Here is a 13,728-nt window from a genome sequence, read left to right as displayed (position 1 = left end):
GTTATTCCCCCTTTGGACTTTTCTGTTTCACGATTTCCAGGATACGGCCGACGACTTCTTCAATGTTCATCGATGTGGTATCCACTTCAACGGCGTCATCCGCTTTGAGGAGCGGGGATACAGCACGGTTGGAATCCAGCTCATCACGGCGGCGGATTTCTTCTTTTAATTCCTCAAGGTTTGAGGGATATCCTTTTTCCACATTTTCCTTATGGCGGCGCTCCGCTCTTTCGTTGACAGATGCGATCATGAAGATTTTCACTTCCGCATCCGGCAGCACATGGGTTCCGATATCACGACCGTCCATCACAACACCTTTGTCCTTAACCAATTCCTGCTGACGGCGTACCATTTCCTCCCGCACTTTCCTGTGTTTTGCTGTAATAGATACCTGGTTGGTCACTTCTGCCGTGCGGATGCGCTCAGATACATCACTCTTATCTACGAGGACACGCTGGCCCTCATCCGACTGGACAAGGTTCAAATCCGTTCTGTTTAAAAGGGAAAAAAGAGCGTCCTCATCCTCAAGCGAGACATTTTCCTCGATGGCTTTCCATGTCAGAGCACGGTACATAGCTCCTGTATCCACGTAGATAAATGAAAGTTTTTCTGCGACTTTTTTTGCTACTGTACTCTTTCCGGCAGCCGCTGGACCGTCAATTGCAATCGTGATTGTGTTCATCATACGTTCTATTTCCTCCATCTGTCCTGACTACAGGGTGGAAACCGATCCTACCCTTGTAATGACTACTTTTACCATTGTTCAGAATAACACAATCCCAGGGAGAAAATCTATTTAAAAAGCTAATTCAGCGCTTTAGCCCGCCACTTCATCTGTTGTTCAAAGCAGTAGCGGATGATCTGCTGGCGGTCTCTTTCCTCTATATCCGTAAACTCTACCGATATACGGGCCGTTTGGCTGGAAGTAGCCGGGACCACCCGGACAACCGAACCTGCTGCCAAGAGATAAAAATAATCTCCGGCATTCATAGGAAGCACAATGGTGAAGTCCATCCCATCCCCTTGTTGAATGTCATGATGCGGAGGCTTCGTAAACATCATCCCCCCACCACTGATGTCACTGGTTACGGTCGTGAAGGAATAATCAGAAGAGCGCGCGGCTACATCCACGGCTGCATCCACCCGCACGTAACGGCGCCGTTGAATACGCACAAGATCATTCACCCCCGGAAAAGAAAGGACAATGACCGGTATGTTTTTGATTTTCCGCGTCAACACTTCTGTTTTAAACCAGTACACGCAATCATCTTCTCCCACAAAACTCGCATGAAACAGCGTCCCTTCATAAAAGAAACCTGTTTTTCCTGTTTCCGTATGGATGGGATAATCAATGTATATCCGCTCCTGTTCAATATCCACGAGTCTGCACCTGTACTTATCGGGCACATCTTTTGAATGTCCGTCCGGAACCTCCAAGATGACGGATGTTCCTATAGGAAAAATCTCCATTTAAACCCCTCCCTTGACATGAATCAGTTAAGGGAATTATCTCATTATAAAGAAGAAAAAGGAAGAATATAGGCACAAAGTTTTAAGAAAAAAGACACCCTCCTGTTGGAAAGTGTCTTTTTTCTATTAAATTTCCTGATTGAATTTCATTTCTGCTTTCTTCAACGTTTCGACCTTTTCTTCTTCTCCTGTGGATGCATTTATGAATATACGGTAGGTTGTATTTTCCATCGTAGTTAGAAATTCATAACACAGCACCTGTTCCTTCAAATCATTTTCAATCACAGACAAATGATGTTCCTGGACATCCACGTTCGGATTCACTTTGGAGCGTGCTTCTTCCAGTGTAATTTCCGGCTCATTCAAATCCTGGTCCTTATGATAATCGTAATAATCTCTGGCCGACAGCCCCAGGACCTCGCCATTATCCAAGGCAACTTTAACAACGACGGCATCCGGGAAAAAGCGGACATCGTTTTTCGTATAAAGGAAGCGGAAGACACCCATTTTGTCATACTGGTTGCTTTCTACAAGTTCAAGATTGTCAATATCCAATCCGCTGACAAACTCCTTGGCCTTCTCAGAAGCCTCATACAGACTTATTTCAGGATCATTGACGTCCCGGCTGATCATCATAGTCAACGGGTGTCCACCTTTTTCAGTAAGGTCGATATACCCGTTTTTATCTCCTTCCTGGAAGGAGGCTGTATAAGTAGGAACATCTGCTCCTTTTCCTGATTTCGTCAGCGTAAGCTTCTCGGTATCCACTTTTTCAAGCCATTGGGAAGCTGTTTTCTTCGCTTCTTCCTTGGTCAGGTTTTCTCCTTGAAGATTGCGGTAATTTTTCTCAGGCCCGGAACTTCCAAACCCGACCTCTGTAACAGAGCTTTCAAAGCTGTCCATCGATTTTTCAACTGTTTTAAAACCATTGACAATCGTATTATCACCGGCTTCATCATTCGTGGCCAGCGCCAGCTCCACATCCATCCAGCGAAGGTTGTCACTCAACACTACATTCTGCACTTTCCTCAGTTCGCTTTCAATCTCCCCTGACTTTTCGTGCAGTTCTTCCAGCAGTTTAACCTCTTCATCACTCAGCGGTTTTTTCTCCAAGTCCCTCACCGCTGTGAGGTAGGCAAAATCACCAACGTCGTAGAGAAATTCTTCTGTCTTGCTAAACGGAAGCAGCGTCAGGGGCAGCTGCCCGACATCCGAATTAGCTTCAGAAGAAATTTTCCATATGTCCGCGAGCTGCGGGGAAAGACTCTGCTTGGAATTCATAGCCAGGCTGGAGCCGATCTTGTCATGAAGGAGATCGATGTTAAACGTAAGGTCATGAAAAGCGCGTTGATAACTGTTTTCCGCTTGAATAAGAACCGCATTTTTATCCTGATTCTCCTGATACCCCCATACGCCCAGACCGACAGCGGCAATACTTAAGACAACAATAAAAGACCACCTGATCATACTCGCACCTCCTATTTACAAAAGATATGTTTTCCAATCTGCTTGATTTGAGGTCTTGTCCAAATCCAGTCTGAAGTGGCGGTATTTGGATTAAAGTAGTACAACGCCTGTCCGGATGGATCCCATCCATTGATGGCATCCATGACCGCCTCCTTGGCCTGATCGTTCGGCTCGAGCCAGATCTGACCGTCTGCCACGGCTGTGAATGCCCGAGGTTCAAATATGACCCCCGATGCTGTATTCGGGAACGAAGCACTCTGAACTCTGTTCAATATGACAGCCGCAACAGCCACCTGACCTACATAAGGTTCCCCCCTGGCCTCGCCATAGACGGCATTCGCCATAAGCTGAATATCATTTTGTGAATATCCGCTCGGAACGTTGACAGCTGTCGGCTCATCCGGCTGTCCCCCGCCCTGGTCCCCTCCCTGGCTTTCCGGCTGTTTTGAAGATGGAGGAGATTGACCGGAAGGCTGCTTCGTCTGCTGGCTTTTTGGAACGCCGCCATAATGGGTGAAGTCTTTGCCTTCCTGGATCTGTTTTTTCACATATCCTTCATCGTAATTACTGGCTTTGACAAGCTTATCCTTCACTTCCTGACCGGCCAGGCCATCGATGTCCAATCCAAATTCATACTGGAAATTCCGAAGCCCCCAATAAGTCCCCCAGCCGAACACACCATCAATATCGCCATTATAAAAGCCGAGATACTGAAGCCTTGCCTGCAGTTCAATGACATCATCGCCTGTTGCCCCCTGCTGGATGACCTGACTGGAAAATCCATGAACCGGTTTGCTCCATGTGCCATCTGCTATTGGGAATATCAGCAGGACCAGACCTGCAGTAACGACCATTGTTTTCTTCCATAACATCCACCATACACCCCTGACGCAATAATTTAGTTATGGAAGTAGTTTTTTACTTACGCCGGACTTTATACATTCCCGTCATCTGTACTCGATGAAATGGATTTCTGTAAAAACGCCTGCAGGTAATTTTTTGATTGAAAAACAGGTGAATGGCAGTAAAAAAACACCCTCATCAGGGTGTCTCTTGATTTCTATGATAGATGGATTCATGATGATCGTTGGCGAGTCTGATTTTTCGAATTCCGACTATCCATAAACCGACCATAAACGGGGTGATCCAATACGCCCACGTATCCGTCTGAATCGTGATGATGTAATCATAAATCGTATGTAATACAACAGGGATGATAAGCGCACAGGCCAGAGACTTTCGGATATGGACCGTTGTAAACTTCGCCTTACCCATATAATACCCCATGATGATGCCGAACAGGGCATGGGAAGAAACAGGAAAGACCGCCCGGAGCATCGCAATTTCAATCCCTTTATTAAAAAGGAAAAGAACATTTTCGATCGTCGCGAACCCGAGACTGACCGCTCCACCGTAAATGATGCCATCATAGTGGTGATCGAAATGAGAATGTCTGTAGGCGACAAATAATAGAAAAAACCATTTGAAAAATTCCTCCAGGAGACCTGCAAGGAAGAAGGATACAAATAACTGGTTTGTAATGACCTGTTCCGTCTCAAAGGCATACTGGATAAACATGATGGGAAAAACCATAATGACGCCGATAACAAACATCCGTATAATAAGAGGGAGAGGCTCAAGTTCTATACGCTTGCTTAAGTATATGAATGTCATGATGGCCACAGCAGGTGATATGGCAGCGGTCAATATGGCCAAGGTAATCAACCCTCTCTCTTTCTTTCAACTAAGATTCATCGTATCATGAAGAATAAAGAAAAGGAACTATCGATATAGAAAGTTGGTGGATGATTCATGAAGCGCATTTTAATCATACATACAGGTGGAACCATCTCAATGAAAGAAGATAAGGAAACCGGTGAAGTCAATACCTCCTCCCGCCATCCGCTGGAGGAAATCACAACAGTTCTTCAAGGACAGGTGGAAATTGAGGATGATATTCTATTCTATCTTCCTTCCCCGCACATCCGTCCCGACCATATGTTGAAACTCGGCCGCTATATCCATGAAAAAATGGCCAGACGAAATTATGATGGCGTCGTAATCACTCACGGAACAGACACATTGGAGGAGACAGCCTACTTCCTGGATTTGTTCTTACAAACAAGAAAACCCGTCGTCGTAACAGGAGCGATGCGTTCAAGTAATGAAATAGGAGCGGACGGGCTCTACAACCTGCTAAGTGCCATAAAGGTGGCGAGCTGTGATGAAGCCCAGGACAAAGGTGTGCTCGTCGTTATGAATGACGAAATCCACACAGCCAAAAATGTAACGAAGACGAGCACAAGCAATGTTGCGACTTTCCAGAGCCCTCAATACGGGCCTATCGGAATTACGACAAAATCAGATGTCTTTTTCCACCATAAGATGACCCGGCATGACTCCTATCCGATCCAAAACATAGGCAAACGTGTGTCTTTGATTAAAGCATACGCAGGGATGGACGGCGATTTAATCGATGCGGTACGCGAAAGCCGTGTGGACGGGCTGATCATTGAAGCACTCGGACAGGGTAACCTCCCTCCTGAAACGATGGAAGCACTGGAAAGAACAATTAAGGAAGGCATTCCCGTTGTCCTTGTTTCCCGCTGCTATCAGGGAATCGTCCAGGACACTTACGGCTATCCCGGAGGCGGACGACAGCTTAGAAATATGGGCATCATCTTCGCAAACGGCCTGACAGGTCCAAAAGCCCGCATCAAGTTAATGGTGGCTCTGGAGATGACGGCGAATATGACAGAACTCGAGCATATGTTCAGCTGAAAAAAAACGTTCAGGCGGGTGCCTGAACGTTTTTTTACGCTTTTGATTCCGGTGCGATGGAAGCAGCGATTTTCCCGCCGTGGTGGCGTCCGTTTTCAATAAAGATTTCATTGTTGTTATATCCGGCAGCGATGACACCGGCAATATAAATGCCTGGAACATTCGTTTCCATTGTGTCCTCATTAAAGGATGGACGCCCGGTTTCCTCGTTTATCTCCACGCCCATTTTCGTCAGGAAGCTGTGGTCAGGTTGATAGCCCGTCATTGCAAAGACAAAGTCGTTCGCCACACTTTTTTCTTCCCCATTGCATTCATATCGGACGGCATCCTGAGTAATCTCTTTTACGTCGGCACAAAATTCCATGGTAACGATTCCTTTTCTCACAAGGGCTTCAAACTGAGGGAGAATCCATGGCTTGATACTTTTCGAATAATCTTCACCACGATACAGAACGGTTACCCGAGCACCTGATTTTTCCAGTTCCAAAGCAGCATCCGCTGCCGAGTTTTTTCCACCGATGATGACGACATTCTTGTTGTAATAGGGATGGCCCTCTTTGAAGTAGTGCATCACTTTAGGAAGCTCCTCCCCCTGGACACCCATGAAGTTCGGCTGATCATAATAGCCTGTCGCAACGATTACCTGGTCCGCTGCATACGATGATTGTTCACCCGATGATTTTTCTGTATGGATGATGAACCCGCTAGTTTCTCTTTCAACCTTTTGAACCTTTTCGTACGTATGCACCCGCAGGTTCTCTCTCTCCGCCACCGCACGGTAATAAGCAAGCGCCTCATTACGCACCGGTTTCTGCCTTTCAGAAATAAAAGGAATTTCACCAATTTCCAGTTTTTCACTGGAGCTGAAGAAAGTTTGATGGGTCGGGTAATGATAAATAGAATTTACAATATTCCCTTTTTCAATGATTAACGGTTCAATACCAGCCTTCTGAAGTTCAATAGCTGCACTCATCCCACAGGGACCGCCGCCGATGATGATGGCTTTTTCTTGTTGATGCACGTATAACACTCCTCTTTCCAACAACGTTCTTCCGTTCATTTCAAAAAAATGAATCTCCTACCATCATCATGATAGGAGATTCCATTTATAGAATCAAGTTATATCCATCCACGGAAACGGGATGCTTCTGCCATTTTTCTGACCCCGACCATATAGGCGGCCAGTCTCATATCCACGCGCCTTGTTTCTGATGTACGGTAGACATTGTCAAAACCTTTGACGATGACTTTATGAAGCTTCTCTTCCACTTCTTCTTCTGTCCAGTAATATCCCTGGTTGTTCTGTACCCACTCAAAGTAGGAAACGGTTACGCCCCCGGAAGAAGCCAGTACATCCGGCACAAGAAGGATGCCGCGCTCAGAAAGAATTCTCGTTGCTTCGAGTGTCGTTGGCCCGTTCGCTGCCTCTACGACAATGTTCGCTTTCACGTTATAGGCGTTATCTTCTGTAATCTGGTTTTCAATAGCTGCGGGAACAAGAATATCACAGTCAAGCTCCAGCAGTTCTTCATTCGTAATTGTATTGTTGAACAGGTTGGTCACTGTGCCGAAGCTGTCACGACGGTCCAGAAGATAGTCAATGTCAAGACCATCCGGATCGTGAAGCCCTCCGTAGGCATCCGATATTCCGACCACTTTAGCACCTTTATCATGCATGAATTTCGCAAGGAAGCTTCCGGCATTACCAAAGCCTTGAACGACGACTCTTGCGCCTTCGACATTGATGCCTTTTTTCTTGGCGGCTTCTTCAATGCAGATGGTTACGCCCTTCGCTGTCGCGGTTTCCCTTCCGTGGGAACCACCGAGCACCAGTGGTTTACCTGTAATGAAACCCGGGTTGTTAAATTCATCAATGCGGCTGTATTCATCCATCATCCACGCCATAATCTGTGAATTGGTAAATACATCGGGAGCGGGAATATCTTTCGTCGGGCCTACGATCTGGCTGATCGCCCGGACGTATCCGCGGCTGACTCCTTCCAGTTCACGGAAGGACATTTCCCTCGGATCACATACAATACCGCCCTTACCTCCGCCGTACGGAAGATCGACAATACCGGCTTTTAAACTCATCCAGATGGAGAGCGCTTTGACTTCTTTTTCAGACACATTTGGATGAAAACGGACGCCGCCTTTGGTTGGACCTACAGCATCATTATGCTGGGACCTGTACCCTGTAAAGATTTTAATCTGATCGTTGTCCATTCTTACAGGAATTCTTACGGTCATCATGCGGACAGGCTCTTTCATTAATTCATATACTTCATTAGGGTATCCTAATTTATCAAGTGCTTTTTTAACCACGGTCTGCGTGGATTTCAACACGTCAAGTTTGTCATTTTTTTCGTTTGCATTGTCTGCAGGCTTATCGGCTACCATCCATTTACCTCCTATATCATCCATTCGATTAGGGCTCTTCTTTCAGTGAATAGTATACACGTTCCTCTGCCTGTTGGAAAGGTCGAAACCAGCTTTTTCATCCGTTTTCACAAAGAAGTTGTAAGCGATTACACTTTTTTCTCATATGCAGGCTGGGACAGATCCACGAACGATTGGATTAAATCATCATAACTTAAGCCGATCTCTTGAGCGGCATCAGGAAACAGACTCGTCGGCGTCATTCCCGGCAGGGTATTGACTTCAAGAATAACCGGTTCATTTTTATCATTAATAATGAAATCCACGCGTGAATAAACGTCACATCCCAGCAGCTGATGAGCACGAACGGCATCTTCCTGAAGCTTCGCCGTCATATCAGCCGGCAGTTCAGCTGGTACGATATGTTCACTTCCACCTGGTTGATATTTTGAATCAAAATCGTAATAATCATTCTTCGGAATAATTTCAATGACCGGAAGAGCCTTCTCTTCCCCTCGGCGCCCCATGACGGGTACAGTTACTTCTCTTCCTTTTACATAGTCCTCTACGAGAATCATAGAATCCGACTGTGCTGCTGTTTTAACCGCCAGGCCGGCATCTGCCTCATCCTTTACGATGGTCAGTCCCAGTGTGGACCCTTCCTGGTTCGGTTTAATGACATAGGGAACCTGAAACTGCTGCTTGATCGTATGTTCAATCGAAGACCATTGACTCTCATCTGTAACATCAAAAGCAGCGCTCTCCGCTGTGTTCAAGCCGTTAAGGGAAAAGATCTGCTTGGATTTAGCCTTATCCATGGCCAGAGCAGAAGCCAGCACCCCTGAACCAACATACGGGAGCCCCTTCATATCAAGAAGACCTTGAATCCTTCCGTCTTCGCCAAAGCGTCCGTGCAGACCGATGAATACAAGGTCCACATCAAGCGCTGTGACCTGGTCCAGATGATCCGGGGAAAAATCGACGGCCGTAACCTCATGGCCTTTATTTTTCAATGCTTGTATAATTCCCTTCCCTGTAGACAAGGAAACTTCCCGTTCCCCTGAGGTTCCTCCATATAACACCGCAATCTTCATTTCCTACACTCCATTTCCTACCACGATATAGATTTGCCAACCTTTATAGTAACACGTTTGACAATAGGCCTTCTATCCATAAATAAAAAGAACGAGCTTTTCTTCAAGACTCGTTCCTTCATCATTAAGAGAAATGTTTAGTTATTGATTCACAGGCATCTTTGTCCATAATCGATTTCCCATATTCCATCAGCCGGTATGAGGTTACGGCTGTGGCTGAAGCGTATTCAGAAAGCAGGGCAATGACCTGATCCTGGTCCAGGTGATCTATTTCTTTATCTTCCAAAAGCATATAATAGGAATCCTCATAATGATAAATACTTCCCCCTGTCACACCAAGCTGATGCAGGTGGATCCCCGCCTGGATGACGTGTTCGAAATCAGAAAAGGAAAACATCATTTCCTTGCTCTCATCAAGGGTTACCTTCATTTCAAGGTAGTCTTCGTCATCTTCCTCAATATCAGCAGGCTCTGTTCTTGTCACAACGACAAGCATGCCTTGTGCCTGAAGCAGATAAACCTGCACGAGCAGAACTCCTGTAAGCTCTACTCCGAGCTCTATGCCTGCGTCATACATCATATCGCTGAATATCCGGTGTACGCGAGGTAGATCATTCCAGAGTTCCTCGCGGGAGAGGCCCCGGTCCATTAAATCGTCAAAAGTAAGGAAAATCTTGAATTTTTCACTCGTCATTCTCTCTACTCGCATATGATCGCCCCCCTGGTCACGATGTGTTATCTATATAGTATGATGACCGGCGCCAATATGGCACCTTTTTTCAAATTATATCCGACATTTGAAGCCGGGGGCAAATATAATTTCCCAGTCCATCAGTTCATTTGCAGCCACTGTTCCCATGCACGCTTGGAATTTCCAACGATAAACGGCTGTATCCGTTTCTTGTCCAATTCAGAAAGCCGGTCATAGGCATACCCGCCGAGACCTATCTTAAGAGAAGGAAATTCACGCTGAAGCGCCTCGGCCAGACGAATCGTGATCGGTATATTTTTCTTTAGTGTACAGGACATAAACATATAAGCGGGGTCAATTTCATTGATCACAATATCGATATCTCCTCCTGCGATGCTCTGGCCGAGATAGATGACATCATAACCTTTCCGCTTCAAAAAGAGGGCAAAAATAAGCAGGCCCAGTTCATGCCGTTCATTCGGGCCGCATACGAGCAGAGCTTTAGGAAGCATACTGTCCGAAGGAATGGAAAGAAGCATCATGCCTATACGGGAGCGGATAAACTGACTGGCAAAGTGCTCGTGGGCGCTTGTGATTTTGTTTTCCTCCCAGAAATCCCCGATTTTCACGAGAATCGGACCGATAATATCAATCGCCACCGTTTCAGGCGTGAACAGACTGAATGCATGATCAAGATGCCGCTGAGCGTCATTCTCATTAAACGAAAGAAGGCTGTCCAGCAGCTGATCACCAATTTTATCAAGCTGTGTGCGGTTTTCTGAGTGCTCATTATGGGTGACGGCGTCTTCATTGCTTTCCAGGAGTGAAACCGCCTGTGATATCGTAAAACCTTTATCCACTTTTTCCATCAACCATTTTAATATCCTGATATGCTCATCTGTATAAAGCCGATGACCTGCTTCATTGCGGGAAGGACGGATCATTCTGTATCGACGTTCCCAGGCTCGGAGTGTTCCAGGCTGGATGCCCAGCATCTGTGACACCGCTTTAATATTATATTTTGCTTTAGTCGTAGCCATAAGCCTGCCTCCAAGTAAGTCTTTTACTTTAATTATATAGGAATCAAACGGATTGTGTAAAATTTGTATATTCTTTATGCAAGGTTTTTAGAAGAATCCTTTACATATCCGCTGATGTCAATGACGTGACACTCTGCTCTTGTCCCAAGTCTTAACGGCAGAAGGGATGTTCCGTACCCTTCACTCACCAGGTGAGGAACAGAAGCCCTTCTGCTCCATCCTCCGCGCTGATAGGGACCTATGCCGAACAGCCTGATCTGTCCCCCGTGAGTATGACCACTCAATACGAGATCATACTTGTTTTTTTCCTGGAGATTCATCTGACTGTATACATAGGGATCGTGTACGCATAAGATCTGGAAACAGGAAGAATCAGCCAGTTTCAGCGACCGCCTCGGCTTCAGGAAATAAGGGTCAAGACCCGTTACTATGAACGGTGTTCCTCCTATTCCTTCTCCCTCCACATCTTCATTGGACAACGATACAACCCGATGTCTGTCCAATACGGCCGTCAGTGGTTCTTCGATCAGTTCATGATCATTGTTGCCTGGTATAAAGTAAACCGGTACTTCCCAGTGTTTCAAACGTTTCAGGTTCGTCTCAAGTTTAGAAATGGATGTCCGTTTATCCACCAGGTCTCCACCGATAATGACAGCATCCACCATCCCGGCTTTCTTTAATGTTTGTTCTTTAATGATGCGGTTATGTATATCAGAGATAAAGAAAATACGCAGGTGGTCTCCGTCTTTTCCAAAGGCGTTCTGCACCTTTTCCTCTCTGACATGATCTTTACCAGCCAGGTACCTCATATACAACAGCACACTGAGCCCTGCCACAGCCAATACAAGTATCCATATCACCAATTCCATCCCACCTCCTTGTTTTCCGCAGCGAAAATATCATCATAGCATATCCAAAAAAACACCGCTATGCCCGGATAGGCACAGCGGCAGTGGTTATACATGTTTGACGCTTAAGATTCGAAAACCTGACTTTTCAAGTTTTTTCGTAAAGGCTTCTATATTATCATTTTCCTCGATTTTCAAAACGATTCTCCTTGCCAGCTTATCTGTCTCGTCAAAGGTAGCAAGAGAAATCACGTTTTCGTGATAGTTTTTGATGATGTCCCCCAGCCGTTCAATCCGGCCCTCAGACTCTTCTGACGTAAAGGCGATCCGAATGCCTTGTTTCTTTACACCGAAGGCACTCTCAAATTGTTCAATCACATCATACCGTGTCACAAGCCCTTGAAAAACACGATGGTCATCCACCACCGCGAGTACAGCAAAGCCCTTGAACATAGGTAGTGTGCGTTCAAACACTTCTTCATTGGTAATACAGAAATCTTCATATCCGGCCGCTTCCCCAGCAGGGGTTTCTTGCAGGAAAGTCCCCGTGTCTTGCCGACCGTCCTTTTTATAGCAGGATTCATAAATCATTTCCTTCGAAATCATACCTTTGAAAAGGTTCCCCTCCAGTACAGGCACAGCTTCGATGTCTTTCTGCTCCAACAATTCCAGCACGTCTTTCAAACTGGTGTTTACATCTGCTGTAAATGACTGATGAACTGGTTTCATGATCCCTTTTACAAACATACCTGTCACCTCTTTCTTTTATGGTCAGTACCTTATTCGCCTGAAGCCGGCGGTTCTCCTGCCTTAATCAGAATAGGACAACATTTGGACACATATATTTTTGGAGACAAAGGGAGTGTTGAAATATGTATACACCAGTGAAGTGCTACCACCCTTATTACGGGCCTTTTGATCCGTGTCCACCCATCAGGACCAAGTGTTACCAGACACCACCTAATTTATACCTCGGATTCCAGCCAATGAACCTGCAGCAGTATCCTCTGCAGGAAGCTTTGTACAAAGGAACCTTATGGCCCTGTCTTTATGACCCCTACCCGACGCCCGTACCTAAAGGAGGTAAAGGATGAAGCAGGGTCAATCCCACGATCAGGAGCGCTATTCCTTGATGGAAAAAATTCAAATGGTCGATTTCGCTCTGGTTGATTTAACGCTTTATTTGGACACACATCCCGAAGATACGCAGGCGGTTCAGCAGTTTAATCAGCTTGCAGTGGAAAGCCGGGATTTGAAAACCGTCTTTGAACAGAAATACGGCCCCCTCCGGCAGTATGGAGGCAGTTTTTCCGGGTATCCATGGAACTGGTCCGATGCCCCTTGGCCATGGCAGGTGTAAATCTTTGAACTTTAAGGAGGTAGAATATGTGGTTTTATGAAAAGAAACTGCAGTATCCGGTTAAAGTAACGGAATGCAACCCCAGACTGGCCAAATATCTTATCGAACAATACGGCGGAGCGGACGGGGAACTGTCGGCCGCCCTCCGTTATTTGAATCAGAGATATACCATCCCTGATAAAGTCATCGGTTTATTAACAGATATAGGAACAGAAGAATTCGCCCATCTTGAAATGATTGCAACCATGATTTATAAATTAACGAAGGATGCTACACCTGAACAAATGAAAGAGGCAGGGCTTGGTGCGCATTACGCCAACCACGATCACGCTTTGTATTATCAAAACGCAGCAGGTAGTCCTTGGACAGCTACATATATAGCAGCCAAAGGAGATCCCATTGCTGATTTGTATGAGGATATAGCTGCCGAGGAAAAAGCACGGGCCACTTATCAATGGATCATTAATATGTCCGATGATCCGTGCCTCAATGACAGCCTCAAATTTCTCAGGGAGCGGGAAGTCATCCACTCCCAGCGCTTCCGTGAAGCTGTGGAGATTTTAAAATTCGAAAAGGACCGGAAACAATTCTTTTGACC

The 13,728-nt window shown here is 45.9% G+C and carries 16 protein-coding genes; 4 read left to right on the top strand and 12 right to left on the bottom strand.

Features of this window, described 5'->3' with window-relative positions; all coding sequences use genetic code 11:
- Window position 1: 1 nt before the first annotated feature.
- The 5 genes from cmk to prsW all read right to left on the bottom strand — a co-directional run bounded on the left by cmk (window position 2) and on the right by prsW (window position 4,653).
- Window positions 2–685, bottom strand: a complete 684-nt coding sequence (gene cmk, locus ACXADP_RS10060) for a (d)CMP kinase (protein ID WP_474971373.1) — start codon at window positions 683–685, stop codon at window positions 2–4.
- A 119-nt stretch (window positions 686–804) separates the two neighbouring features.
- Window positions 805–1,470, bottom strand: a complete 666-nt coding sequence (locus ACXADP_RS10055; RefSeq protein ID WP_474968702.1) for a flagellar brake protein — start codon at window positions 1,468–1,470, stop codon at window positions 805–807.
- 126 nt (window positions 1,471–1,596) lie between these two features.
- Window positions 1,597–2,937, bottom strand: coding sequence for a germination protein YpeB (gene ypeB, locus ACXADP_RS10050; protein WP_474971372.1), 1,341 nt, complete (start codon window positions 2,935–2,937; stop codon window positions 1,597–1,599).
- Window positions 2,938–2,948: 11 nt separating this feature from the next.
- Window positions 2,949–3,809: a spore cortex-lytic enzyme gene (gene sleB / locus ACXADP_RS10045; protein ID WP_474968704.1), complete on the bottom strand. Its 861-nt coding sequence runs from the start codon at window positions 3,807–3,809 to the stop codon at window positions 2,949–2,951.
- A 169-nt stretch (window positions 3,810–3,978) separates the two neighbouring features.
- Window positions 3,979–4,653, bottom strand: coding sequence for a glutamic-type intramembrane protease PrsW (gene prsW, locus ACXADP_RS10040; RefSeq protein WP_474971371.1), 675 nt, complete (start codon window positions 4,651–4,653; stop codon window positions 3,979–3,981).
- A gap of 96 nt (window positions 4,654–4,749) precedes the next feature.
- Between prsW and ACXADP_RS10035 the strand changes: the two genes are divergently transcribed.
- Window positions 4,750–5,718, top strand: a complete 969-nt coding sequence (locus ACXADP_RS10035; protein ID WP_474968706.1) for an asparaginase — start codon at window positions 4,750–4,752, stop codon at window positions 5,716–5,718.
- Window positions 5,719–5,752: 34 nt separating this feature from the next.
- On the opposite strand, the gene ACXADP_RS10030 is transcribed toward ACXADP_RS10035, so the two are convergent.
- From ACXADP_RS10030 to ACXADP_RS10000, 7 genes are all read right to left on the bottom strand, one after another.
- A complete protein-coding gene (locus tag ACXADP_RS10030; RefSeq protein ID WP_474972308.1) occupies window positions 5,753–6,691 on the bottom strand; it encodes a YpdA family putative bacillithiol disulfide reductase in 939 nt (312 codons plus the stop codon).
- Window positions 6,692–6,837: 146 nt separating this feature from the next.
- Complete coding sequence (locus ACXADP_RS10025; protein ID WP_027954443.1) at window positions 6,838–8,118, bottom strand: Glu/Leu/Phe/Val family dehydrogenase; 1,281 nt, start codon at window positions 8,116–8,118, stop codon at window positions 6,838–6,840.
- A 128-nt stretch (window positions 8,119–8,246) separates the two neighbouring features.
- Window positions 8,247–9,191 (bottom strand): D-alanine--D-alanine ligase, encoded by a 945-nt coding sequence (locus tag ACXADP_RS10020; protein ID WP_474968707.1) that lies wholly within the window; start codon window positions 9,189–9,191, stop codon window positions 8,247–8,249.
- A 124-nt stretch (window positions 9,192–9,315) separates the two neighbouring features.
- Window positions 9,316–9,900 carry a genetic competence negative regulator gene (locus ACXADP_RS10015; protein ID WP_474968708.1) on the bottom strand — a complete coding sequence of 195 codons (585 nt, stop codon included), beginning with the start codon at window positions 9,898–9,900 and terminating at the stop codon, window positions 9,316–9,318.
- 122 nt (window positions 9,901–10,022) lie between these two features.
- Window positions 10,023–10,922: a MerR family transcriptional regulator gene (locus ACXADP_RS10010; protein ID WP_474971370.1), complete on the bottom strand. Its 900-nt coding sequence runs from the start codon at window positions 10,920–10,922 to the stop codon at window positions 10,023–10,025.
- 74 nt (window positions 10,923–10,996) lie between these two features.
- Entirely contained in the window at window positions 10,997–11,782 is a 786-nt protein-coding gene (locus ACXADP_RS10005) for a metallophosphoesterase (protein ID WP_474972307.1), read from the bottom strand.
- 96 nt (window positions 11,783–11,878) lie between these two features.
- Window positions 11,879–12,517, bottom strand: a complete 639-nt coding sequence (locus ACXADP_RS10000; protein WP_474971369.1) for a CBS domain-containing protein — start codon at window positions 12,515–12,517, stop codon at window positions 11,879–11,881.
- A gap of 125 nt (window positions 12,518–12,642) precedes the next feature.
- Here ACXADP_RS10000 and ACXADP_RS09995 point away from each other — a divergent pair, with 125 nt between their 5' ends.
- From ACXADP_RS09995 to ACXADP_RS09985, 3 genes are read left to right on the top strand one after another with little or no spacing between them, the layout of a single operon-like run.
- The gene (locus ACXADP_RS09995; RefSeq protein WP_027954449.1) at window positions 12,643–12,864 is read left to right on the top strand and encodes a spore coat associated protein CotJA; all 222 of its coding nucleotides are present in this window, start codon (window positions 12,643–12,645) and stop codon (window positions 12,862–12,864) included.
- Window positions 12,861–13,130, top strand: coding sequence for a spore coat protein CotJB (locus ACXADP_RS09990; RefSeq protein WP_474968711.1), 270 nt, complete (start codon window positions 12,861–12,863; stop codon window positions 13,128–13,130). Before ACXADP_RS09995 ends, ACXADP_RS09990 begins: the two co-directional genes overlap by 4 nt.
- Window positions 13,131–13,156: 26 nt before the next feature.
- Window positions 13,157–13,726, top strand: coding sequence for a manganese catalase family protein (locus ACXADP_RS09985; protein ID WP_027954451.1), 570 nt, complete (start codon window positions 13,157–13,159; stop codon window positions 13,724–13,726).
- Window positions 13,727–13,728 lie beyond the last annotated feature (2 nt).

This window comes from Halobacillus sp. AWH4_228 (genome assembly GCF_056158365.1).
This window is presented reverse-complemented; position numbering and strand designations above follow the sequence as displayed.